The following is a 25,465-nucleotide window of genomic DNA, read 5'->3' as shown; positions in this document are numbered from 1 at the left end:
ACTTGATTTAAAACTAAATAGATACCGAATATTAAGTTTGAAGATTTGCAAGAAAAAATAATATATTTGAAACAAAAAGGTAAACCTGCGAATAACATACTGTTTTAGAGTTGAGTAGGTTAATTTTATGCGAGTGTAAATGAGTTAGCAGTTATTTTATAAAAAATGAGTACTAAAAGAAAACATCATTATGTTTGGCGAGAATATTTACGCTCTTGGAGTTGTGAAGAAAAGATTTATTCATATATAAAATCTAAAAACAAAATTGCAAAACCAAACTTAATGGGTGTTGCTCAACAAAGATTTTTTTATTCGTTGGAAGAATTTTCACTTGAAGAAGAAATAATACTTAAAGAATTAGTTAAACAATACAGTAATTGCAACGTATCTTTAAAAATAAATCTTGAGCTGTTAAACATTTACACATCATACTCAAGATTAAAAAGATTAGATAAAGAAAATGTATTCGAAACTAATTCAGAAAAACAAATTGAGAAACTATCCCAAATATTAGAATTATTAAGAACAAATTTATTTGAAGAATTTCACACAATTATTGAAAATTACGGACAAAAGGTTGTCAAAATAAAAAATTTTGAAGACTTAAAAATGTTTGAAAATGATGATGAATTATTCTTCACAATGATTTTTTTATGTTCTCAATTTTTAAGAACTAAAAAAATGAAAAATAGTTTAGAATTAGTTTTCAATAAAAGTGAATTTATAATACCAAAATACACCAACATCATATCTTTAGTTTTTGCAAACTCTTTAGCTGTTTCATTATCCCAAAATGAAAACATAAAATTTATATTTTATGAAAACGAAACTGAAATAAAATTTTTAACATCAGACCAACCATTAATGAATTTATTAATCAATGACAAAGATGAAAACAGTAAGGTGAAAAATTTTGAGTTATATTATCCAATAAATCCGAAAGTAGCAATTGTCATACATTTTGAACAACAAAATTTGAAATACGAACGAATAAAAATTGACAAGCAAAAAGTGACAAAGCTTAATGATTTTTTATTTGAATATGCAGAAGAATTTGTATTCGCAATTAATGAAGAACAACTGACAAAATATAAAAACAGCCGCTAACAGCTAAGCCCCACTCTTCGAGAAGTTCTTTTTTTAAAATAAAGTTGTCGTGGTGGCTGTGCGAATGCCCCCGCTCTGCGAGGAGTTTTTTAAAATAAAGTTGTCGTGGTGGCTGTGCGAATGTCTCCGACTTCGCATCGATTTCAATAGACACCCAACAAGAGAAAATACGCTCTAAAGACATTCACGGAAAAAGTTGGGAGACTTTTGGATGATTTACTTTTTACAATAACATTTAAAAAAGTTCGAAGTCAGGAGACTTCGAAGAGCGGGTTTTTGGTTTTTATAAAAGGATTAAAATCTTTAGAATTAAGTAGGTCAATTTTATGTGATTATAAATGAGTTAGCTGTAACTTTTGTGTAAAAAACTGAAAAAAAAATAAATTTAATACCAATTATTGGTACCTTTGGTAAAAAGAAAAATTATGGCACGAAATACATCAATATTATTAGGAGACTATTTTGAAAACTTTATCAATGAACAAATTGCTACAGGAAAATATAATTCAGTAAGCGAAGTTGTTAGAACTGCTTTAAGAGTTTTTGAGCAAGAAGAAACTAAAACAAAATCTCTAATCAATGAACTAAAAATTGGTGAAAAGAGTAATAAAATTAAAAACTTTGACCGCAATAAAAATCTTGAAATGCTAAAAACTAGTTTTCAAAAATAATGTCAAAATATATAATTAGTGAAAAGGCATTAGAAGATATTAATAACATTTGGATTTATACAGCAGAAAATTGGTCTGTCGAACAAGCAAATCGATATTATAACTTAATTATTGACGAAATTGAATATATCGTCGATAATTTTGATATGGCTCGTGACTTCGGAAAAATTCGAAAATCATATAGATTTTCAAAAGTAAAATCGCATTTAATTTTCTTTAAAATAGACAAAACAAATGAAATTGAAGTCGTTAGAGTTTTACACGAAAGAATGAGTATTGAAAACAGATTAACGGAATAAATAAAAAAGCTACTGCTAACAGCTACAAGGATGCTGGGGAATAATATATTAAGAATTAAGTAGGTTATTTTATGCGAGTATTAACAAGTTGCCTGCAAGCTTCCCAGGCCATTAAAATCAAACTACTATGACATATTTATTATGGGGTTTATTAAACATTGGACTTTTCTTGTTTTTTATTTTAATCTGTTTTAAAGCGACAAAACTTATTCGTGAAAAACTTGGACTATTTGCTTCAATAATTTTTGTATTTGGACTTTTATCATATGTTGGACATTCCAATGGCGACAATGACAATAAAGAGCCAAACTCAAATCAAATCAAAACTTGGAAATTTGTTTCAGAAGACAGTTTAAAAAGTAATGACACTTATTTAATTGACATTGACTTGGAAAAAACATTGATTTCAAAATATTACTTAGGCATCAAGTATAGTAAAGACAAAGAAGGACAAGTTAATATTCCAATCAGCGCATACTCTTCAACAACAGGCTATGTCAGTGGGACAAACTGGAAACCATTATCAATCATTGTGAACACGACAAACGACAATAACAAATTTGAATATTTTGTTCACGGTGTAGTAGAATGGAAACTACTTGGTGCGACAATTTATTCAGAACTAAAAGAATATAAGGGCGTCGCATTTACAGAATAAGCCAACAGACAACACGTGTTTTACGCCCGGTCTGCGAGGAGTTTTTTAAAATAAAGTTGTCGTGTTGGCTGTGCGAATGTCTCCGACTTCGTACCGATTTCAGTAGGCACCCAACAAGAGAAAATACGCTCTAAAGGCATTCACGGAAAAAGTTGAGAGACTTCAAAGAGCAAACTCTTTAGCAGGGTAGTTATTGTTGTTTTTTCGTTACTTTTGTATAATTCATTAAACCAGAAAGAAAATGGAAAGTATTACAATTTATCCGAAAAACGAAAAGCAAAAGTCTTTGCTGAAATCTTTGTTGGAAGAAATGAAAGTTCGTTTTGAAATTCAGAATTCAGATGAACCAACTTTATTAAGCGAAAGTGAATATATCTCAAAGATTGATAAGTCAATTCAACAGGCTGAATCCGGTAAAACGAAAAAGCTAACACAAGATCAACAAAAACAACTTCTAGGTTTATGAGTTATTCGATAGAATCTCGATAGCGTTTATTTATAAACGTGTCCACAAAGAAAATCAAAAAGCCACTTCATAAAACGGAGTGGTTTTTGGGTTTTATAAAAGGATTAAAATCTTAGTATCTTTGCCACTTAGCAACTTAAAAAGAAATGACTTTCAAACAAAAAATACACGAATATTACGTACAATTGGTTCAAGATAAAATAGATGCTTTTAGTGATATGATTACTGCTTTGACGGAGGATTCAAAAAATGATGCCAAAGGTTCTGCCGGTGATAAACACGAAACAGCATTGTCAATGATGCATATTGAACAGGAAAAAATTACCCATAAATTAAAAGAAGTTTTAGCACAAAAAGCTATTTTAGATAAAATTAATGCTGAAAAAACAAACACAAATATTAGTCTTGGAAGTTTGGTAAAAGCCAATGGAATTTATTTGTATCTAAGTGCAGCATTGCCTAAAATTACTATTGAAGGAATTAACGTAATTGCACTTTCGCCTCAATCGCCGTTAGGCAATAAATTGATGGGAAATCAAGCTGGTTTTACTTTTGAAATTAATGGAACAAAATATACTATTGAAAACGTTGAATGATGTTTTTTTTGGATAAAAAAGTATTTCTAAAACTGAAATAGTATAGAATACACAAAGTGTTGATGATTTGTTAAATTCTGTGTATTATAAGCAGGTTAAATCCTCAAAAAAGTAGGATTCCCTAATAAAACTTTTGTATTTTCGCCAACCTATAAGTTTAATTTTTAAACTAAATTAATATCATGAGCAAAATAATGACAGTCGACGTTTTGTCGAGTATTAAAGGAGCACAGCCTTCAGAGAGCGTGAACAAATTATTTGATGTAATTAAAAATGCACAACCATCAAATGATAATTCCTTAAATAATGTCAATCGAAATTGCGTGTCAGTAAGTGATTTGAGAGATGATGTAGTGATAGAGAGTTCGGCTATCGAAAAAGAAATTATTTTGGAAAACTTCCCGAACAAAAAAAATGGTTTTTTAGTAGTTGCAAAAGTTATAGAAAGTTAAAATGGATTCGCAGATAAAAAAAATACACCAGCAATTGGTGGCAAAAGAAATAACTTGTACGGCTTTGGTACAAGAAAAATTAGAATTACTGAAACAAAATAAATACAATTCTGTTAATTCACTTTTAGATACTTTGGCTTTGGAATTGGCTGCAAAAGTGGATGCTAAAATTGCAAACGGAGAAGAAATTGGCTTGTTAGAAGGAATTCCGTTTGGAATTAAAGATGTATATATGGTTCAAGGAACCTACACGACAGCAAGTTCTGAGTTGTTGAAAAACTACAAATCTGCCTATACAGCAACTGCTATTCAAAAATTATTGAATGCCGGTGCGATACCGTTGGTAAAAGAAAACTGCGACAGTTTTGGTCACGGTTCTTCAAGTGAGAATACCATTTTTGGAGCGGTAAAAAATGCTGTGAATCCAGAATTAGTAGGTGGTGGTTCAAGTGGAGGTTCTGCTGTAAATGTCGCTTTAGATTATACGGTGTTTTCTATTGGAGGAGATACTGGAGGTTCGATTCGTCAGCCTGCGGGATACAATCATATTTATGGTTTGAAACCAACTTATGGTAGAGTTTCTCGATTTGGACTAATGGCGTATGCTTCTTCTACAGATTGCGTTGGACCTTTGGCAAAATCAATTGAAGATATCCGAATTGTATTGAATGTCATGAGCGGAAAAGATCCAAAAGATCAAACGACCATTACTTCAACCGAAATTACAGAAGAAGCGGTAAAATTTTCTACTGTGAAAACTATCGGGTACTTTAAAAATTTCGTAGATAGCGAAGCAATCGACTCAAAGATAAAAGCGGATTTTTTAGCTTCTATCGAAAAAATAAAAGCAAAAGGAATCGAAGTAAAAGAGTTGGATTTCTTCCAATCGGATATTTTGGTTTCAACCTATTATACTTTGGCAATGGCCGAAACCGCTTCAAATTTATCTCGTTTAGACGGAACCAATTACGGAAATCGTATCGAAGGAGAAAATTTAATTGACAGTTATGCGGTGACTCGTTCTGAAAACTTTTCAGAAGAAACCAAACGCCGAATCGTTGGAGGGAACCAAGTATTATCACAAGGTTTTTCGGATGAAATTTATTTGAAAGGATTGGCTGTAAGAGATCAAATTTCTGAAAATTTCAGTAAAGATTTTCAAGAGGTAGATGTGATTTTGTCACCAGTTACACCAAGTACACCTCCTAAAATTGGAGATAGTTTAAAAGATCCTTTGGCGATGTATTTGTCGGATGCTTATACCGTTGGTTTTAGTTTGGGACAATTACCAACGTTAACCGTGCCACAAGGAACAATCACAGGACTGCAAATTACAGCAGCAAAAAATAATGATGAATTAGTATTGCAATTTGCAAACTTCTTAAAAGATATACTATAATGGAATTAGAGCAATTAACAGCGGCATTAAAAGCCCACGATTTAGAATTGGTTATCGGACTGGAAACGCACGTTCGATTGAATACCAAAACCAAGTTGTTTTGTTCTTGTCCAAATCAAGAAGTTGAAACACCTAACCAAAATATTTGTTCGGTTTGTACCGGACAAATGGGCGTGTTGCCTGCCGTTAACAAAGAGGCGGTGACCAAGGCCATTTATTTCGGAAAAGCAGTCGATTCGTCTTTTAGTAACGAAGTGATTTCATGGGATAGAAAGCATTATGAATATCCGGATAATCCAAAAAATATTCAGATTACACAATTTCATAATCCGATAATTCCTGATGGACACGTTTCTTGTTACCGAAATGATGGTACACAATTTACGGTGAATTTAACTCAGGTGCATATTGAGGAAGATGCTGCGAAATTGATGCACGAAAAGAAAATTTCGTTAGTTGATTTTAACAAAGCGGGTGTTCCGTTGATTGAAATTGTAACCGAGCCTTGTGTTCGTAATATCGAAGATGCTTCGACTTATGCGCAATACATTCAACGTATTGTTCAGAATTTAGGAATTTCTGAAGCAAATTTAGAAAAAGGAGAATTCAAATCGGATGTTTCGGTTTCGTTGCGTAAAATTAATTCGAATACTTTAAATCCAAGAACGGAGATCAAAAACCTGAACTCGTTTAAGTTTATGATTGAAGCTTTGAAAGAAGAAGTAGAGAAGCAATTCAATTATTTCATCGAAAACAAAGCGTTCAGACCAGATCAAACAACGGTTTTATGGGATGCTGATTTGAAGCAAACCAAAACCATGCGTAAAAAGGAATTTGAAGCCGATTACCGTTTCATTTCCGAGCCAGATTTACCTTTTGTAAACATCAAAAAAGATATTGAGGCTATTCGAGTTGATATGGCTGCGTTACCTTTTGCAGTAGAATCTATTTTGATTAATGGTGGCGTTTTACCACAAGATGCGAAGTTCTTTACGGCAGACGCATTGCGTTCAAGAACTTTTGTTTCCTTGAACAATTCGATTAATGATCCGTCATTTGTGGCTAAAACTTTATCGAATAATATCAAAGCAGAGGATTATGATAAAATCCATGATATTGAGCATTTGATAACCATTTTTGCTTTGTTTAAAGCGGAGAAAATTACGGCTGTTTTGGTTCAAAATGCGATTACAAACTATCTAAAAGACGCCACTTTTGACTACACTAAATATTTTGAAGAAAACACAATTTCCGAAGATAAAATTCAAGAAGTTATTGCTAAAGTAATTTCTGAAAATGAGGCTGTATCGGTAGCTATCGCTGCTGGAGATCAAGGAAAAGCAGGTATTCTGGTTGGTAAAGTTTTAGGTGTTTTGGGTAAAGGAGCCAACGGAAAAGTAATTCGTCAGGTTATTTTAGACCAATTAGGAAATAAAGTTGTTGCAGATAATAAGCAAGCAACTGAGAAAGCCTCGAAAGAAACCATTTTAGAACAAAAAGAAAGTCAAGAAGAAGTACTTCCTGAAATTCCTGTAATTGTAAAAGAGACTTATAGAACACATAAAATATCGCAATTATCTGAGGAAAGTATCAATCAAGAAGTGGTCTTATCGGGTTGGGTTGCGAGCGTTCGTGATCACGGTGAGTTGATGTTTATCGATTTGCGTGATTCTAGTTTTGAGGTTTTCCAAGTGAATATTAGTAGAGAAACGTTTCCTAATATCGATGAGTTGGTAAAATTAAAGCCAGAATCGGTTATTTCGGTAAAAGGAATTGTGGTTGGGCGTAATGCAGATGATTACAATGCAGGTTTACGAACTGGTAAAATCGAATTAAAAACATCCGAATTAGAAATTTTAAACTTGTCTAAAACTTTGCCTTTCGAAATTAAAAGAGCGGCCAAAACAAATGAAGCGACTCGTTTTCAATACAAGTTTTTGGATCACCGAAATGAAGAAGTTCGAAGAGCAATTGTAAACCGTCATAAAGTGATCAAGTTAATTCGTGATATTTTAGACGAAGAAGAGTTTTTAGAAATAGAAACGCCAATTTTAAGTGCCGGAACCGACGAAGGAGCACGTGAATTCATTGTGCCTTCTCGTAAACAAGCTGGTGCGTTTTATACCTTGCCACAAGCGCCACAACAATTCAAGCAAATGTTGATGGTGAGTGGTTATGAGAAATATTTCCAAGTGGCTCGTTGTTTTAGAGATGAGGATTCTCGTGGAGATCGTCAGCCAGAATTCACACAATTGGATATGGAAATGGCTTATGGTAGCATGCAACAGATCATCGATTTGAATACCAAATTGTTTAACGAAGTCGTAACTCGAATTTATGGTAAAAAATGGATTTTGCACCCGTTTGAAGTACTGACATACAAAGAGGCAATGGATTATTATGGTTGTGATCGTCCAGATTTGCGTTTTGGTTTGAAAATGCAAGACATTACCGAAATTGTAAAAGAAACGACTTTCCAAGTTTTTAGTAAACCAATTGAAGAAGGCGGAATCGTAAAATGTATCAAAGTTTCGGCCAAAGAACAAGGAAATAAGCGTATGTCCAAAGGTCAGATTGAAGCCTTGACTGCTGTTGCGCAACAACACGGTTTAGGTGGATTGGCTTATATTATTGTGAATGAAGATGAGTTGCAATCGCCAATTATTAAGTTCTTAGGAGAAGAAATTGCAGCTGGAATTATAAAAGTGACGAATGCTGAAGTTGGAGATATCGTATTCTTCTCTGCGGCAGATTATGCTACAGCAAATAAAGCTTTAGATGCTGTTCGTCAGGAAATGGGTAAAATGTTGCATTTGATTAACCCTAAGGAATTACGTCCGGCTTGGGTAGTTGATTTCCCAATGTTTGAAAAAACCGATGAAGGAAGATGGACATTTACGCATAATCCGTTTTCAATGCCTGCTGTTTATGATTTAGAAAAGCACATGAATGGTAAAGAAGAAGAAATCGGTACCATCATTGCGCAACAATACGATATTATCTTGAATGGTTACGAAATTGGTGGAGGTTCAGTTCGTGCACATAAATCAGAAATTCTGGAAGCTACCTATAGAAATATGGGTTACAACAAAGAAGAAATGATTAAAAGTGTCGGAACGATGTATAAAGCTTTCCAATACGGTGCGCCGCCACACGGAGGAATCGCTTGGGGAATCGATCGTTTGATGATGATTTTGGAGAAAAAAGTTTCGATTAGAGAGGTGATGGCTTTCCCGAAAACAGGAACCAGTGACGATTTATTATTTGGAGCACCAACATTACTTTCTGCTAAAAAAGTCGAAGAAATGAATGTTCGTATTATCAATAACTAGATTTTAAATCGAATAATATAATAAGCGGATTTGTATCGAATGGTATAAATCTGCTTTTTTTTATGAAAGAAATTAGTCTTTTAGTTTGTCACATCGAGCGAAGTCGAGATGTATTATTTGTTCTCGACTGCGCTCGAACTGACAGCAAGAAATTCTATAAAGAATAAGAAATGGTTTATGACCTCGGCTTATTAAGTCCTCTATCATACATAACAATACTTCCTGCTACCGATACATTCAGACTTTTTTCCGATTTGAATTTCACTAAAGAGTGACATTTTGCGATGGCTTGTTTCGAAAGGCCATTGTCTTCTGCGCCTAATAAATACACACAACGACGCGGATGTTCGAAAGTTTCTAAATCTTCCGCTCTGTCGTCTAATTCCACACCAACCAAGCGAGCGCCTTTTGGTAAGTTCTTAAAGAATTCTTCGAAGTTTTCATAATGAAAATAAGGCATCGATTTTACGGCATTTTCTGTATCACAAGCTTGTTTAGCATAGCGATTTCCAATAGTAAAAATATAACTAGCTCCTAAGTTTTGCGCTGTTCGCCATAAAACCCCTAAGTTTTCAGGAGTTTTACCATTTTGTATGCCTATGCCGAAAAATTCGGTTATAAAATTATCGTTCATGCTGCAAAAATAAATACAACTTCCAATACCGCCAAATGGAATTGTATTTGAAAGGTAAATAAAAGCCTTATACGAGAAGTATATTTAATTTGTTAGAAAAAAAATAAATTGGCTTGTTTTTGTGCAATATTTTTAAAAAGCATTGCACTACTATAATTTATTGATAAATTTGATTTTATAACAATAAGTTAAAATTATTTAAAATAGAAAAGGAGTATGGGCGGGATTTTAGGCATCATCGGAAAAGGAAAAGATCCGAAATTAGTACAACAAATTTCATTGCGTATGTCGCACCGCGGTCCCGATGAAAATGGTTTTCAAGTAACAGAAAAAGGGCATATTTTATCGCATCAGCGACTTTCTACAATTGATTTAAAAACAGGAAAACAACCCATTCAAGGAACTCAAAATGCTTGGATGGTACAAGATGGTGTGATTTACAACCATCAAGAAATCAAGGATAGTTTGCTAAAAGAGGTTACTTTTAGAACCAAATCAGATGCAGAAGTAATTGTGCATTTGTATGAAAAATTTGGTTATGAATTTTGTGATAAATTAGATGGTTCGTTTGCCTTTATCGTAATAAATGGTGACGATTTTATTGCTGCTCGTGATCCTTTGGGCGTAAAACCATTGTATTATGGCTTAGATGAACGAGGCCGTATTTATTTTGCTTCCGAAATGAAAGCAATTGCCGACCAATGTAAAACATTCTCTACATTTCCTCCAGGACATTATTATACGCCTCAAACAGGTTTTGTTAAATATTATATTCCTGAATATGAAGATTATGAATTAGCTGATCAAAAATTAGATTTAACTTTATTGAGAGACATGTTAACCGAGTCCACTCGTAAACGTTTAATCAGTGATGCGTCTGTTGGAGTATTGTTATCAGGAGGTTTAGACTCCTCTATAACAGCTTCAATTGCAACTCGATTGATGAAAAAAGAAGGCAAACAAATAAAATCATTTGCAATAGGACTGGATGCAGATGCGCCCGATGTTTTGGCTGCCAGACAAGTAGCTGACTTTTTAGGCACTGATCATCACGAATTTTATTTTTCAGTTCACGAAGGAATCGCTATTTTAAAAAACCTAATTTGGCATTTGGAAACCTACGATGTAACTTCCATTCGTGCTAGTGTGCCGATGTATTTTTTATCTAAAGCCATTGCTGAGACAGGAGTTAAAATCGTGTTGTCGGGAGAAGGTTCGGATGAAATTTTTGGCGGTTATTTGTATTTTAGGAATGCACCCTCAGCAGAAGAATTTCAAAAAGAAACTATTGAAAGGGTGCAAAAATTATTTACGGCAGATTTGCTGCGAGCCGATAAAGCGACTATGGCAAATGGTTTAGAAGCACGATTTCCCTATTTAGATAAAGCATTTTTAGATGTAGCTGTTCGTATTAAACCAGAAGAAAAACAGCCTAAAACGTATGAAGGTAAAGAAAAATACATTTTAAGAAAAGCATTTGATACAGCTGAAAATCCGTATTTACCTCAAGAAGTCTTATGGCGACAAAAAGAACAATTTTCGGATGGAGTAGGCTATAACTGGATTGATGAATTGGTTGAATATTGTAGTTCGCAAATTTCGGATGAGCAATTCAATTCTGCTGCTGAGGAATTTCCGTACAACACACCAACAACCAAAGAAGCGTATTTTTACCGGATGATTTTTAACAATTTATTTCATCAGAATAGCGCTGCACAAACGGTTAGAAAATGGATTCCAAAATGGCAGGAAAACCTTGATCCGAGTGGTAGGGCAAATAAAGCACATATTAAAACCAAGTTGTTAGCTAACAGTGAAGTAACTTTATAAAACAAATAAAATCCAAAACCGAGTCTATTGATTTCGGTTTTTTTATGAATTAAGTAAACGATTTGATTTCCAAAAAAGAAAGTAGTTTTTTGTTTTACGGAGTATTTATTATATAAAACAAAAAGGTATGTAAAAATGATGCTTTTTTTTGATAATATGTTAATAACTTCGGGCTTTAAAGGTAGAAATTAATGGGTATATACCTTGCGTTTTTATATATTTGCGTGTTAGACAATAAATATATTTTATAATAAAACATATGAGCGAAGAAATCAAGAAGAACAATTATTCAGCAGATAGTATTCAGGCACTAGAAGGAATGGAGCACGTAAGAATGCGACCATCGATGTACATTGGAGATGTAGGTGTTCGAGGACTCCACCATTTGGTTTATGAAGTTGTTGATAACTCTATCGATGAAGCCATGGGAGGACATTGTGATACTATTAGTGTTGCAATTAACGAAGATGGTTCTATCACAGTTGAAGATAACGGTCGTGGTATTCCGGTTGATTTACATAAAAAAGAAGGCGTTTCGGCACTTGAAGTTGTAATGACTAAAATTGGAGCAGGGGGAAAATTTGATAAAGACTCTTATAAAGTTTCTGGAGGTTTGCACGGGGTTGGAGTTTCGGTGGTAAATGCGCTTTCGGTTCATATGAAATCTACCGTTTTTAGAGAAGGAAAGATTTACGAACAAGAATACGAAAGAGGAAAATCTATTTATCCAGTAAAACAAATTGGAGAAACAGAGAAAAGAGGAACACGACAAACATTTTATCCAGATCCTACTATTTTCCAACAAACTATTGAGTTTTCTTATGAAACCTTATCAGCTCGTATGCGTGAATTGTCTTTTTTAAATAAAGGAATCACCATTACTTTTACCGATAAAAGAGAAGTTGACGAAAAAGGCGAATTTAAACAAGAAGTTTTTCACTCGACAGAAGGATTGAAAGAATATATTCGCTATTTAGATGGTAATCGCGAACCTATTATTTCGCACGTTATCAGTATGGATCATGATAAAGGAGAAATTCCGGTAGAAGTGGCTTTAATTTATAACACAAGTTATGGTGAAAATATTTTTTCTTATGTAAATAATATCAACACACACGAAGGAGGAACGCATTTACAAGGTTTTAGAAGTGGTCTTACACGAACACTTAAGAAATATGCCGATGCTTCGGGAATGTTGGATAAATTAAAATTCGAAATTGCGGGAGATGACTTTCGTGAAGGTTTAACCGCTATTGTTTCGGTAAAAGTAGCCGAACCACAATTTGAAGGTCAAACCAAAACCAAATTAGGTAATCGTGAGGTGGTTTCGCCGGTTAGTCAAGCAGTAGCAGAAATGTTAGAGAATTATTTAGAAGAGAATCCAAATGATGCTCGTACAATAATTCAAAAAGTTATTTTGGCTGCTCAGGCCCGTCACGCTGCCAAAAAAGCACGCGAAATGGTACAACGCAAAACCGTAATGGGTGGCGGTGGATTACCAGGAAAATTATCAGATTGTTCTGAACAAGATCCGGAAAAATGCGAAGTATATCTTGTCGAGGGAGATTCGGCGGGTGGAACTGCAAAACAAGGTCGCGACCGTAATTTTCAAGCTATTTTGCCATTAAGAGGTAAAATTTTGAACGTTGAAAAAGCCATGCATCATAAGGTTTTTGAAAACGAGGAAATTCGTAATATTTTTACGGCATTAGGAGTAACTGTAGGAACCGAAGAAGATAGTAAAGCCTTAAATATTTCGAAATTACGCTACCACAAAGTTATCATTATGTGTGATGCCGATGTTGATGGTAGTCATATTTCAACACTTATTTTGACATTCTTTTTTAGATTTATGAAAGAACTAATCGAAGAGGGACACGTGTATATTGCGGCTCCACCTTTATATTTAGTTAAAAAAGGAAATAAAAAAGAATATGCTTGGAACGATGTTCAACGTGACCAAGCCAATGAAAGAATGGGAGGTAGCGCGGCAATTCAGCGTTATAAAGGTCTTGGTGAAATGAATGCAGAACAATTGTGGGAAACTACAATGGATCCAAGTTTTAGAACATTACGCCAAGTAACAATTGAAAGTTTAGCCGAAGCAGATCGTGTTTTTTCAATGTTGATGGGAGACGAAGTCCCACCACGTAAAGAATTTATTGAAAAAAATGCCGTATATGCCAATATAGATGCGTAAATTAGGGGTAATTATTAATTAACCTTAAATAAAGCACACTATGAAAGTTACTATTGTTGGAGCAGGCAATGTGGGAGCAACCTGCGCAGATGTCATTTCTTATCGAGGAATTGCTAGTGAAGTAGTCTTATTGGATATTAAAGGAGGTTTTGCCGAAGGAAAAGCGTTGGATATTATGCAATGTGCAACCAATACAGCTTTCAATACAAAAGTTTCAGGAGTTACCAATGATTATTCAAAAACAATAAATAGTGATGTAGTAGTAATAACTTCGGGAATTCCTAGAAAACCAGGCATGACCCGAGAAGAATTAATTGGTATTAATGCAGGAATAGTAAAATCGGTTGCTGAGAATGTTTTGCAATATTCGCCTAACGCTATTATTATTGTGGTTTCAAATCCCATGGATACTATGACCTATTTGGCGCTTAAAGCAACAGGTTTGCCTAAAAATAGAATTATCGGAATGGGTGGTGCGCTTGATAGTTCTCGATTTAGAACCTATTTATCACTCGCGTTAGATAAACCTGCAAATGATATTTCGGCAATGGTTATCGGAGGGCATGGAGATACGACCATGATTCCTTTGACCCGTTTGGCTTCCTATAATGGAATTCCGGTTACGCAATTTCTTTCCGAAGCTGTTTTGCAAAAAGTAGCAAACGATACGATGGTAGGTGGGGCTACTCTTACCAAACTTTTAGGAACTTCGGCATGGTATGCGCCTGGAGCTTCGGTAGCCTATTTAGTAGATAGTATTTTAAATGATCAAAAAAAGATGATTGCTTGTTCTGTAATGGTCGATGGAGAATACGGAGAAAGTGATATTTGTATTGGAGTTCCCTGCATTATTGGGAAAAATGGTGTAGAAGAAATCATACAAGTGGAATTGAATCAAGACGAAAAAACACTATTTGCTAACAGTGCAAAGGCGGTAAGAGCGATGAACGAAGCCTTAAAAGAGATTCTCGTATAAAGCAATTATATAGATACTAAAAAAAGACTGCATTTTTGCAGTCTTTTTTTTGATATTAATGCATAAATAAATTGGTTAATCTTTTCGTTAATTATATATTTGCTCGGTTCAAAAAAAATCAGGAGATTAGCGACCTTGATTTTTGGAGAATCTAAGCTTGTTTAAAATTAGTGTTTCAATCAAATTAAAAACAATTACAAACATAAAACATAATTAATTTTTAGTAATAATGCAGAATAAAGGACTTATTAAATTTTTTGCAATTCTATTTGCATTGGTAAGTATTTACCAACTTTCCTTCACTTTTGTGGCCGACAAAGTCAAAAGTGATGCTAAAACTTTCGCAGCAGGAAACTCTGAGAAAGAATTAAAATATTTAGATTCCATTAGTAAAGAGAAAGTTTTTAGTCTTGGATTTACCAATTTTACTTATGATGAAGTAAAAAACAAGCAAGTAAATAAAGGTCTTGATTTAGAAGGAGGAATTAACGTAATTCTTCAAATTTCTATTAAAGATGTTTTAAAAGGATTGTCAAACAATTCGAAAAATCCAATTTTTAATAAGTCATTAGCAGATGCAACAGCTAATACACAAGGAAACAAAACCTATTTAGATAAGTTTTTTGAAGCTTTTGAAGCGAATTCAAAAGGAACTGTAAAATTAGCTTCACCTGATATTTTTGCAAACAGAAGTATGCAAGGAGAAGGTGGAATTGATTTTCAAATGAATGACGACCAAGTTAAAGTTGTTATCAGAAGAAAAGTAGACGAATCTATTGAAAGTGCTTTTAAAGTATTAAGAGAGCGTATCGATAAATTTGGTGTAACACAGCCTAATATTCAAAAATTAGGGGCAACTGGACGAATTTTAGTAGAATTACCAGGAGCTAAAGATGTTGACCGTATCAAAAAATTATTAGGTGGAAAAGCACAATTAGAGTTTTGGGAAACGTATAAAATTGACGAAGTAGGGAACTATTTAATGTCGGTTAATGAAGCTTTAAAGAAAACAGAAGTTGCTACAACTGAAACCAAAGCTGTTGCAAAAGATTCATTGAGCGATTTATTAACGAATGATAAAGATTCGCTAGATGCTAAAAAAGGGAACAATCCTTTATTCGATAAATTAATCGGTCAAGGTGGTGGTCCAGTATTAGGACTTTTTGCTCCAAAGGATACAGCGACTATTAACGGTTATTTTAAAAGATCGGATATTAAAGTTTTATTACCAGCTCAATTGAGTTTTGTGAAATTTGTATGGGGGAAACCTTCAACTACGACAGATGCAAAAGGTAAAGAAATTGAGACGGTAGAATTATATGCTTTAAAAGGAAACAGAGACAACGTAGCGGCTATGAGTGGTGGTGTTGTTACTGATGCTAAAGATACTTTTGATCAAATGGGAAAACCAGCAGTATCTATGCAAATGAGTCCGCAGGGAGCAAAAATTTGGGAAGAACTAACAGGTAGAGCTTATTCGCAAAAAGGATTCATTGCTATTGTTTTGGATAATGTGGTATACTCAGCGCCAGGTGTTTCTAGTGGGCCAATTGCTGGAGGAAGATCAGAAATTACAGGATCTTTTGATGTTACAGAAACGAAAGATTTAGCAAACGTTTTAAATGCCGGTAAATTACCAGCATCAGCCGATATCGTTCAGTCTACGGTTGTGGGTCCTTCGTTAGGACAAGCGGCAATTGACGCAGGTACTATTTCATCTGTATTAGGATTTATTTTAGTATGTATTTGGATGGTGTTTTACTACGGTAAAGCAGGTTGGTATGCTAACTTAGCATTGTTGTTAAACTTGTTGTTTATTTTTGGTATTATGGCAAGTTTTGGTTTTGTATTAACCTTGCCAGGTATTGCCGGTATCGTACTTACTTTAGGTACAGCGGTAGATGCTAATATTATTATTTACGAAAGAGCAAAAGAAGAATTAAGAGATGGAAAATCGTTAGCAGAAGCTGTTGCTACTTCCTACGGTTGGCACGGCGCAATGCGTTCTATTATTGATGCAAACGTAACGCATATTTTAACTGGTGCTATCTTGTTTATTTTTGGAACAGGACCTATTAAAGGATTTGCTTTAACTTTATTAATTGGTATTATTACGTCTTTATTTACTTCAATTTTCATTGCTCGTATTTTTATTGATAAAAATATTGCTGGAAAAGCTGATTTAACTTTCTGTACTAACATTACCAAAAATTGGTTTACAAACTTCCATTTTGATTTTATCAAGATTAAAAAATTCACTTACATTTTTTCAGCAATTGTTGTAGTAGTAAGTTTGGTTTCTATATTTTTTGTAAATGGTTTAGATGAAGGTGTTGATTTCGTTGGAGGAAGAACTTTTCAAGTGAAATTTGAGCAACCAGTTGATGCATCTGTAGTTTCAGAAGAATTAACGGCTGAATTTGGAACTCCTGTCGAAGCAAAAGTTTTAGGCGAAGACAATCAATTAAAATTAACTACTAAATATAAAATCAAAGAAGAAGGAATTGCTGTTGATAAGGAAGTTAACGAAAAGTTATACGAAGGTTTGAAAAAGTATTTTCCAAATACTTCATATGAAAACTTTACTAATACTTTTGATGGAAAAAAAGTAGGTGTATTGCAATCTGCTAAAGTTGGTGCTGCCATTTCAGAAGATATCAAAAACAACTCTTATTGGGCAGTATTAGGTGCAATGGCGGTTATCTTTTTATACTTAATGATTTCATTCCGTAAATGGCAATATTCATTAGGAGCTATTTTAGCTGTTGCTCATGACGTCATTTTTGTACTTGGAATTTTCTCTTTATGTTATAAGTTTATGCCTTTCCACATGGAAATGGACCAACATTTTATTGCAGCTATTCTTACTGTTATTGGTTACTCTATGAATGATACTGTAATTGTTTATGACAGAATTAGAGAGTTCTTGTTAGGAAACCGTAAAGGTACTTTCAAAGATATTGTGAATGCCTCTATTAATACTACACTTTCAAGAACATTGAATACTTCTTTAACAATGATTTTAGTATTATTAATTATGTTCGTTTTTGGTGGAGAATCAATCAGAGGGTTTATTTTCGCAATGTTAGTGGGTATTGTAGTTGGAACTTATTCTTCTTTATTTATTGCGACTCCAGTTTTAGTAGATACTATATCTGACGCAGACAAACATAATATTGAAGAAAAACACAATCAAGAATAATATTATCTTCTATTAATTAAAAGGATTCAGCATTTGTTGAATCCTTTTTTTTTTTTTTTTTTTTGATTTACAGTTGCTTATATATTAATAAAAAAGTTTTTGAATTTGGATTTTGAGGCGCTACGTTTATTTCCTTATTGTATGTCTTAAAACATTTAGCTTCTATAAAATACAAGTTTATTATACGGTTAAAAAAAACTCTAATTTTCAATTTCAAGTTTTAGTACAACCAGAAATTAATTTGGCATAGCACCAATTGAAAAATCTGTATTTTGTCAAACCAGAGGAGGTCAATTTTGAAGAAAAGCGGGCTGTTTACACGAAATTAAAAGACGTTAATGAATACGTTTTAAATGTGAGTTTTTTAGTTAGAAAACCTCTTTTCAAAAAGATGAGCATATATGTTTTAGGGAGTATAGGTCCTTTGATAACAGATACCGAAACCGAAAGAATGTCCTCAGGTTTTTCTTTTGCAGATGTAGTGGCTATGGGTATCTCGAATAAAATCAATCGTTTTACTATTGATTTTAGACCCAGTTTGCGCCATGTTTTTAATGCGGGTATTCAATCAAAAAATTCGGGTTACAATACTAAGAATATTGAATTTGGAATTTATTACCCATTATAAAAAATCCGAAACAAAATTTGCTTCGGATTACTTTTTTTAGGAGTTATGTTTTTAAACCGTTTTCGGAAGATTATTGGCTCTTATCATGAAGTATATTCCAACAATGATAAAAGGAATACTGAGCCATTGTCCAGTTGAGAAAATACCTAATTCGTTTTCAAATCCACCTTGGCTTTCTTTCACAAATTCCACTATAAATCGTACTACAAACAAGAGTACTAAAAAGAGTCCAAATAAATACCCCGATTTTTGTCGAATGTTTGTTTTCCAATATAAATAAAATAAGATTGCAAAAACAAATACATAACAAAATGCTTCGTACAATTGAGTTGGGTGTTTCGCCGGAACTTGAGCTAATAAATCAGCAAATTTTGGATCATTTATAATAGCATTATATGCCGCTTTGGGATTGGGCATTTGAGTTGCATTTACCGCCTCTCTAGGATTAAATTGATCGTGTAAAAATCGAATTCCAAAAACAGAATCGGTTTCTTTTCCAATAATTTCAGAATTGAAGAAGTTTCCTAAACGGACAAAAACAGCACCACTCGAAACGGGAATTACAATGCGATCTAAAATCCATAGTAAAGGGCGTTTTAATATTTTTTTGCTAAAAAAATACATGGCTACAATAATAGCAATTGCTGCTCCGTGGCTTGCTAAGCCTTGATAGCCAGTAAATTCAAAATTCGGACTAAAACGAAAAGGTAAAAATATTTCGGCAATATGGTTTCTAAAATATTCCCAATCATAAAATAAAACATGCCCTAAACGAGCTCCTATTAAGGTGGCTAAAACCGACCAAACAAACAATGAATCCAGTTTATCAATCGATTCACCTTCGCGAACGAAGATTTGTTTCATTAAATACCAACCTAAACCAAAAGCAATTACAAACATTAAACTGTAAAAACGAATCATAAAGAAACCTAAATCGATACCTTCTGATGGATTCCAAATCATATGTAAAGCTGTTGTCATGAAGTTTTATTTTTTTGTTTAAGTTGTAAAAATAGCCTTTTAAACTAATGTTTTTCGTTAAATAAAGTTAATCTTTGCGGTGTTTTTTAGGAACTGGATCATATCCTTGTCTGCCCCAAGGATGGCAACTCAATATTCGTTTTATACCCAAAAAACCACCGTATATCAATCCGTGGGTTTGTAATGCTTCAATCATATAACTTGAACATGTTGGCTCAAAACGACAAGCAGCTGGCATAAAAGGGGATATGGCTACTTGGTAAAACCGAACGATTAGTACAAATGGATATGTGAGAATTTTATTAAACATACCGTATTCAGAGCATTAGGAATAAATATATTTTAAATGGTTGGTTTACAAATGGGTTAGTAAGTTTATTTCAATTACTAACTGATCTATGTCAACTACAATCAGTTTACTGAATACTAAAAGTAGTTCCTTCTTTACCATCTTTCAACTGAATGCCTAACGCAATAAGTTGGTCTCTAATTTGGTCCGAAAGAGCAAAATTTTTGTCGGCTCTTGCTTGATTACGCATTCCAATTAACATCGAAATCATTCCTTCTAATTTAGAGATAGTGTTATCGGAAGATTTTTCTTCGTTTAAACCTAGAATATCCAAGATAAAAACTTGCATGGTTTTGGTAAAATCGATTAAATCATTCGTACTAATGGTTTCTTTGTTTTCGTTGAGCAAGTTGATGAATCGAACACCTTCAAATAAATGTGCAATTAAAATAGGGGTGTTAAAGTCATCATTCATGGCGTCATAACAATTTTGTTTCCACGCTGCAATATTTAACGAAGTAGTTGAATTTGTTGCGAGATTGGGTAAAATTGTTAAAGCCTCCATTAAACGTTTATATCCTTTTTCGGCAGCTAATATGGCATCATCTGAAAAATCTAAAATACTTCGGTAATGAGCTTGTAGCATAAAAAATCGGGTAACCGCAGCAGAAAAAGGTTTGCTTAAAATGGTATTTTTCCCCGATAAAATTTCGCCTGGCAAAATATTATTTCCAGTTGATTTGGACATTTTTTTGCCATTCAGCGTAAGCATATTGGCATGCATCCAATAATTTACCGGCGTTTGACCAGTACAAGCTTCATTTTGAGCAATTTCGCATTCGTGGTGAGGAAATTTTAAATCCATTCCGCCTCCATGTATGTCAAAATGATTTCCTAAATATTTGGTGCTCATGGCTGTACATTCTAAATGCCATCCCGGAAATCCATCACTCCAAGGAGAAGGCCAACGCATAATATGTTGTGGTTCGGCTTTTTTCCATAGGGCAAAATCTTGCGGATTTTTTTTGTCCGATTGACCATCTAAATCACGTGTATTGGCCAACATATCTTCAATGTTTCGACCACTTAGAATTCCGTAATGCTTGGTTTCGTTGTATTTCTTTACATCAAAATAAACCGAACCATTAGATTCATACCCAATCCCGTTGGCTATGATTTTTTTAATGATTTCTATTTGTTCAATAATATGTCCTGTAGCAGTAGGCTCAATACTTGGTGGTAAAAAATTAAAAGCTTTTAGTATTTCATGGAAATCAACGGTATAACGTTGTACGACTTCCATCGGTTCCAATTGCTCTATTCGTGCTTTTTTAGCAATTTTATCTTCACCCTCATCCACATCATCTACAATATGTCCTACATCGGTAATATTTCGAACATAACGGACTTTGTATTCTAAATGCAACAGGTATCTAAAAATAACATCAAAAGACATAAAAGTTCGTAAATTTCCTAAATGCACATTGCTGTATACGGTTGGTCCGCAAACATACATTCCGATATTTCCTTCGTGAACGGGACTGAAAATTTCTTTTTCTCCAGTAAGTGAGTTGTATATTTTTAGGCTTTGTTTGCTGTATAAAGGCATATTTTAGTTTCTTCTTTTTTGGCTTAAAATAATTTGAGTATCGTAATTTACGAAGATGAAGACGTGGTGTTTTAGAATTGGGTGTCTAATTGAATGTAATCTAAAAATTCTCTTCGCGTTTGAGGATTTTTAAATTGCCCTCCAAATTCAGAGGTAACGGTACTACTTTCAATATCTTTTATTCCTCTAGAATTTACACAAAGGTGTTTGGCATCAATTACGCAGGCCACATCTTCGGTACCTAAGGCTTGTTGCAATTCTTGTACAATTTGCATTGTCAATCGTTCTTGCACTTGTGGTCTTTTGGCATAATGTTCTACAATACGATTCATTTTTGATAAACCAATTACACGACCACTAGAAATGTATCCGACATGAGCACGTCCTATTATAGGCAATAAATGATGTTCACAAGTAGAGTATAATGTAATGTTTTTTTCAACCAACATTTCTCCGTATTTATAATTGTTTTCGAAGGTAGATGCTTTTGGCTTTTTATTTGGATTTAGACCTCCAAACAGTTCTTTTACAAACATTTTAGCTACTCGATTTGGAGTTCCTTTAATGCTGTCATCGGTTAAATCCATTCCTAACGTTTGTAGAATGTTTTCAACGTCTTTTTTAATTTTTTCTATTTTTTCATCATCAGATAATGCAAAAGCATCATTTCGCAATGGGTTTTGTGCGCTGGTTGCAATATGGTTGTCACCTATTTCGTCTGAAAAATCGTTAGTATCTATCATTAAAAATTTTGTTATTAAGGGTATTGCTTTTAAAGGCGGTAAAGATAATTAATAAATAGGAAACATTTTGAAACGTTTTTACTATTTAATACTTGTTTGTGAATGTTAGTTGGTCTATCATCAATTCATCATATTTTATAAATAAAAAAGGCAATAACGTGTATGGGTTATTGCCTTGTAAAATTATTTGGATAACATTAGTTTTTTTTATTGTAAACCAATAAGGCTTCTTTTAAGATGTTGACGGCCTTTTTTAGATCATTTTGATTTAAAACATACGCAATTCGAACTTGATTGAGTCCCATTCCTGGGGTTGAATAAAATCCTTTAGCTGGAGCAATCATAACGGTTTCTCCCTTTAAATCATAACTTTCTAAAAGCCATTGTGCAAAAGCATCCGAATCATCGATCGGTAATTGTGCAATGCAATAAAAGGCACCTTTTGGTTTGGTTACAATCACGCCTTCAATTTTATTTAATTCAGCGATTAAAGTATCTCGACGTTGTTTGTATTCCGAAATCACTTCGTCAAAATAGCTTTGTGGCGTGTCTATAGCAGCTTCGCAAGCAATTTGTTCGATAGTTGGCGGACTCAAACGCGCTTGGGCAAATTTCATTACAGTGGCCAATACACTTTTGTTTTTGGTTACCAAACAGCCAATTCGAGCACCGCACATGCTGTAGCGTTTGGATACCGAATCGACCATGATTACGTTTTGTTCAACGTCTTCTAAATTCATAACCGAAAAATGAGCATCATCACCATCATACAAAAACTCACGGTATACTTCATCGGCTATCAAATACAAATCGTGTTTTTTGATTAAGCCAGCCAATTGTTTTATTTCTTTTTCGGCATAAAGGTAGCCCGTTGGATTTCCTGGATTGCAAATTAAAATTGCTTTGGTTTTAGGGGTAATCAAACGTTCTACTTCGGCAATACTAGGTAATGCAAAACCGTTTTCGATTGTAGAAATAACCGGGACCACAGTGGCACTTGTTGAAGATGCAAAAGCATGGTAATTAGCATAAAAAGGTTCAGGAATTATAATCTCATCTCCTGGATCGGTAATAGTAGCTAAGGCAAATAACAAGGCTTCGGATCCGCCTGTTGTAATGATGATATCTTCGGTATTTACATTCACATTCTGACGTTGGTAAAATGTTGCTAATTTTTTACGATAGCTTTCGTAACCAGCAGATGGACTGTATTCAATTATGTTTAAATCAATATTTTTTACCGCCTCAATGGCCACTTCGGGTGTCTTAATATCGGGTTGACCTATATTTAAATGATACACTTTGTGTCCTTTTTGTTTTGCAATATCTGCATAAGGAGCAAGTTTACGTATCGGTGACTCAGGCATGTTTCTGCCTTTATTTGAAATTGTTGGCATGTTAAAATTATTGAGGTGCAAATTTGCGTATTTTTTTTGAAATTAACGCTAAAATTAGGGATATATATTATTTTGTAGCGATTCATAATATTTTTACTAATTTTATGAGAAATTCCTAAAATGAAATCCTTCTTTTTTGTTATTTTTTGGTATATGTCTATTCTCCAAGTTTGGGGACAAGATGATTTTGTACTTCAAAAGCAGAAGAGTAGCGCTGTGATTCCGTTTAAATTAATTAATAATTTGGTTTTTATTCCTATAAAAGTAAACGGAGTAGAGCTTAATTTTATTTTAGATTCGGGTGTTGCCGAAACGGTTTTGTTTAGTTTAGAAGACAAAAAGGAAGTGAATGTTTTTAATCCTGTCAAAATAAAATTGCGAGGATTAGGTAGCGAAAATTCGGTTGAAGGAATCAAATCAACTCAAAATATTTTAGAGACGCATGGTTTGCAATCAACCAATCATATTATGTATATTATTTTAGACCAATCGTTTAATATGTCTTCGCATATTGGCATTCCGGTAAACGGTATAATAGGGTATAAATTTTTCAAAAATAAGGTGGTTAAAATCGATTATCATGCAAAAAAAATATTTGTTTATGATGGTATTGAAAAAATTAAAAATTCTAAGCTAAAAAAGTTTACTAAAATTCCGTTGAAAATAGAATTATTTAAGCCTTATTTAGAGGCTGATATCGGGTTAAACGGCAAATCGAAAAAGGCTAAATTATTGGTCGATATTGGTAATAGTGATGCCATTTGGATGTTTCAAAACGATACCTTGCAATTGCCGGAAAAAAAGTTTGAAGATTTTTTAGGAAAAGGATTTAGCGGCGATGTTTTGGGTTACAGAGCCAAAATCGATGCTTTTTCATTGGGAGGTTTTGAGTTTGAAAAACCCATTGCTGCCTTTCCAGAAAAAGCTTCTATAAAAAATGTAGCCATGGTTCCAGATCGCGTTGGTTCTGTTGGTGGAGAAATTTTAATGCGTTTTACCGTTATTATAGATTATCAAAATCAGCATTTGTATTTAAAGAAAAATTCGAATTTTAAAAATCCTTTTCAATACAATCACAGTGGTGTCGTGATACAGCATAACGGTTTGCAATGGGTACAAGAAACGGTAGGTATGAATTCGGTGCGAAATAATTATTTTATTTCAGATGAAACTACAACGACTACTAAAACAAAAAGTTTTAATTATGAATTCAAGTTAAAACCTGCTTTTGAAATTGCCAATATTCGTAAAAATTCTGCAGCCGAAAAAGCAGGTTTAGAAGTTGGAGATGTGGTTTTAAGTATTAATAAAACCAATATTCATCGTTTTACATTGCAACAAATCAATACGCTTTTAAAATCTGATGACGAGCGATTTATCACGATAGAAGTGGAGCGAAAAGGTAAAATCTTGAAATTTAAGTTCGAATTGATTAATGAATTGTAAATGAGAAGTTTGATGTTTAATTTTCGACATCACCTTTAAGTTTTATTGCCACGCGACCTTCTGGATAATTTACAGCATTGGTTTCAATTGTAATGGTTTTTCGAATTGGCCCGAGAGCCATATTGTATTTAAGCACTATTTTATCCGATTTTCCCGGACCAATTGCCGAAATTGGTTTCGACATAATGGTAATTCCAGATGTAGATTGTACCGAAATTATTTCAAGAGCTTCATCGCCTTTATTGGTAAAGTTTACTTCTCGAACACCATTATCACTTCCTTTTTTTATTGTTCCATAATCAATTGTATTCTCAGAATGAGCAAAATGAATTTTAGCTCCTTTTTGAGCGGTTGCAATAAAACCAAGCAAAAGTGTGAAACAAAATAAGAAATTTTTCATAAAGGGGTAGTTTTGTAGGTTAGAAAGTAAATATAGGCTCTTTTAATTAATAGACAAATTATTATTTCCCTTTTTATAGTGTACTTTATTATTTACTTTTGCCCTCGAGATACATTTACAAATTTCAAACCAAAATTTTAATTGGTACTA

The 25,465-nt window shown here is 33.6% G+C and carries 22 protein-coding genes; 15 read left to right on the top strand and 7 right to left on the bottom strand.

Going from position 1 to position 25,465, the window contains the following annotated elements; all coding sequences use genetic code 11:
- Window positions 1-165 precede the first annotated feature (165 nt).
- From I5M07_RS02760 to gatB/aspS, 9 genes are all read left to right on the top strand, one after another.
- Window positions 166-1,107, top strand: coding sequence for a DUF4238 domain-containing protein (locus I5M07_RS02760; protein ID WP_200104659.1), 942 nt, complete (start codon window positions 166-168; stop codon window positions 1,105-1,107).
- 425 nt (window positions 1,108-1,532) lie between these two features.
- Complete coding sequence (locus tag I5M07_RS02755; RefSeq protein WP_200104658.1) at window positions 1,533-1,778, top strand: type II toxin-antitoxin system ParD family antitoxin; 246 nt, start codon at window positions 1,533-1,535, stop codon at window positions 1,776-1,778.
- Window positions 1,778-2,077: a type II toxin-antitoxin system RelE/ParE family toxin gene (locus I5M07_RS02750; RefSeq protein WP_200104657.1), complete on the top strand. Its 300-nt coding sequence runs from the start codon at window positions 1,778-1,780 to the stop codon at window positions 2,075-2,077. Before I5M07_RS02755 ends, I5M07_RS02750 begins: the two co-directional genes overlap by 1 nt.
- 127 nt (window positions 2,078-2,204) lie before the next feature.
- A complete protein-coding gene (locus tag I5M07_RS02745) occupies window positions 2,205-2,735 on the top strand; it encodes a hypothetical protein (RefSeq protein WP_200104656.1) in 531 nt (176 codons plus the stop codon).
- 241 nt (window positions 2,736-2,976) lie between these two features.
- On the top strand, window positions 2,977-3,201 hold the full coding sequence (locus I5M07_RS02740; RefSeq protein ID WP_200104655.1) for a DUF2683 family protein: 225 nt from the start codon (window positions 2,977-2,979) through the stop codon (window positions 3,199-3,201).
- A 146-nt stretch (window positions 3,202-3,347) separates the two neighbouring features.
- A complete protein-coding gene (locus I5M07_RS02735) occupies window positions 3,348-3,797 on the top strand; it encodes a hypothetical protein (RefSeq protein ID WP_200104654.1) in 450 nt (149 codons plus the stop codon).
- Between the two features lie 182 nt (window positions 3,798-3,979).
- Complete coding sequence (locus I5M07_RS02730; RefSeq protein WP_200104653.1) at window positions 3,980-4,249, top strand: Asp-tRNA(Asn)/Glu-tRNA(Gln) amidotransferase subunit GatC; 270 nt, start codon at window positions 3,980-3,982, stop codon at window positions 4,247-4,249.
- Window position 4,250: 1 nt separating this feature from the next.
- On the top strand, window positions 4,251-5,648 hold the full coding sequence (locus tag I5M07_RS02725) for an amidase family protein (protein WP_200104652.1): 1,398 nt from the start codon (window positions 4,251-4,253) through the stop codon (window positions 5,646-5,648).
- The gene (gene gatB/aspS / locus I5M07_RS02720; protein WP_200104651.1) at window positions 5,648-8,980 is read left to right on the top strand and encodes a bifunctional amidotransferase subunit GatB/aspartate--tRNA ligase AspS; all 3,333 of its coding nucleotides are present in this window, start codon (window positions 5,648-5,650) and stop codon (window positions 8,978-8,980) included. Before I5M07_RS02725 ends, gatB/aspS begins: the two co-directional genes overlap by 1 nt.
- Window positions 8,981-9,155: 175 nt before the next feature.
- Here the strand turns inward: gatB/aspS and I5M07_RS02715 are convergent, their stop codons facing one another.
- Window positions 9,156-9,614, bottom strand: coding sequence for an RNA methyltransferase (locus tag I5M07_RS02715; protein WP_200104650.1), 459 nt, complete (start codon window positions 9,612-9,614; stop codon window positions 9,156-9,158).
- A 216-nt stretch (window positions 9,615-9,830) separates the two neighbouring features.
- On the opposite strand from I5M07_RS02715, the gene asnB reads away from it, so the two are divergent.
- The 5 genes from asnB (at window position 9,831) to I5M07_RS16040 (ending at window position 18,450) form a co-directional block, all read left to right on the top strand.
- Window positions 9,831-11,444 (top strand): asparagine synthase B, encoded by a 1,614-nt coding sequence (gene asnB, locus I5M07_RS02710; protein WP_200104649.1) that lies wholly within the window; start codon window positions 9,831-9,833, stop codon window positions 11,442-11,444.
- A gap of 259 nt (window positions 11,445-11,703) precedes the next feature.
- Window positions 11,704-13,644 (top strand): DNA topoisomerase (ATP-hydrolyzing) subunit B, encoded by a 1,941-nt coding sequence (gyrB, locus tag I5M07_RS02705; protein ID WP_200104648.1) that lies wholly within the window; start codon window positions 11,704-11,706, stop codon window positions 13,642-13,644.
- A 40-nt stretch (window positions 13,645-13,684) separates the two neighbouring features.
- The gene (locus I5M07_RS02700) at window positions 13,685-14,620 is read left to right on the top strand and encodes a malate dehydrogenase (RefSeq protein WP_200104647.1); all 936 of its coding nucleotides are present in this window, start codon (window positions 13,685-13,687) and stop codon (window positions 14,618-14,620) included.
- Between the two features lie 229 nt (window positions 14,621-14,849).
- Window positions 14,850-17,822 carry a protein translocase subunit SecDF gene (gene secDF / locus I5M07_RS02695; RefSeq protein WP_200104646.1) on the top strand — a complete coding sequence of 991 codons (2,973 nt, stop codon included), beginning with the start codon at window positions 14,850-14,852 and terminating at the stop codon, window positions 17,820-17,822.
- A 355-nt stretch (window positions 17,823-18,177) separates the two neighbouring features.
- The gene (locus tag I5M07_RS16040) at window positions 18,178-18,450 is read left to right on the top strand and encodes an acyloxyacyl hydrolase (protein ID WP_317191309.1); all 273 of its coding nucleotides are present in this window, start codon (window positions 18,178-18,180) and stop codon (window positions 18,448-18,450) included.
- Window positions 18,451-18,501: 51 nt separating this feature from the next.
- Here the strand turns inward: I5M07_RS16040 and lgt are convergent, their stop codons facing one another.
- From lgt to I5M07_RS02665, 5 genes are all read right to left on the bottom strand, one after another.
- Entirely contained in the window at window positions 18,502-19,431 is a 930-nt protein-coding gene (gene lgt, locus I5M07_RS02685) for a prolipoprotein diacylglyceryl transferase (RefSeq protein WP_200104645.1), read from the bottom strand.
- Window positions 19,432-19,498: 67 nt separating this feature from the next.
- Window positions 19,499-19,741 carry a membrane protein insertion efficiency factor YidD gene (yidD, locus tag I5M07_RS02680; RefSeq protein WP_200104644.1) on the bottom strand — a complete coding sequence of 81 codons (243 nt, stop codon included), beginning with the start codon at window positions 19,739-19,741 and terminating at the stop codon, window positions 19,499-19,501.
- Window positions 19,742-19,847: 106 nt separating this feature from the next.
- Window positions 19,848-21,329, bottom strand: a complete 1,482-nt coding sequence (gene cysS, locus I5M07_RS02675; protein ID WP_200104643.1) for a cysteine--tRNA ligase — start codon at window positions 21,327-21,329, stop codon at window positions 19,848-19,850.
- Window positions 21,330-21,400: 71 nt separating this feature from the next.
- Entirely contained in the window at window positions 21,401-22,072 is a 672-nt protein-coding gene (folE, locus tag I5M07_RS02670; RefSeq protein ID WP_200104642.1) for a GTP cyclohydrolase I FolE, read from the bottom strand.
- 197 nt (window positions 22,073-22,269) lie between these two features.
- Entirely contained in the window at window positions 22,270-23,469 is a 1,200-nt protein-coding gene (locus I5M07_RS02665) for a pyridoxal phosphate-dependent aminotransferase (protein ID WP_200104641.1), read from the bottom strand.
- Window positions 23,470-23,589: 120 nt separating this feature from the next.
- Between I5M07_RS02665 and I5M07_RS02660 the strand changes: the two genes are divergently transcribed.
- On the top strand, window positions 23,590-24,915 hold the full coding sequence (locus tag I5M07_RS02660) for a PDZ domain-containing protein (protein ID WP_200104640.1): 1,326 nt from the start codon (window positions 23,590-23,592) through the stop codon (window positions 24,913-24,915).
- Between the two features lie 16 nt (window positions 24,916-24,931).
- On the opposite strand, the gene I5M07_RS02655 is transcribed toward I5M07_RS02660, so the two are convergent.
- The gene (locus I5M07_RS02655; protein ID WP_200104639.1) at window positions 24,932-25,315 is read right to left on the bottom strand and encodes a DUF1573 domain-containing protein; all 384 of its coding nucleotides are present in this window, start codon (window positions 25,313-25,315) and stop codon (window positions 24,932-24,934) included.
- Window positions 25,316-25,465 lie beyond the last annotated feature (150 nt).

This window comes from Flavobacterium agrisoli (genome assembly GCF_016522065.1).
Classification (GTDB): Bacteria; Bacteroidota; Bacteroidia; order Flavobacteriales; family Flavobacteriaceae; genus Flavobacterium; species Flavobacterium agrisoli.
This window is presented reverse-complemented; position numbering and strand designations above follow the sequence as displayed.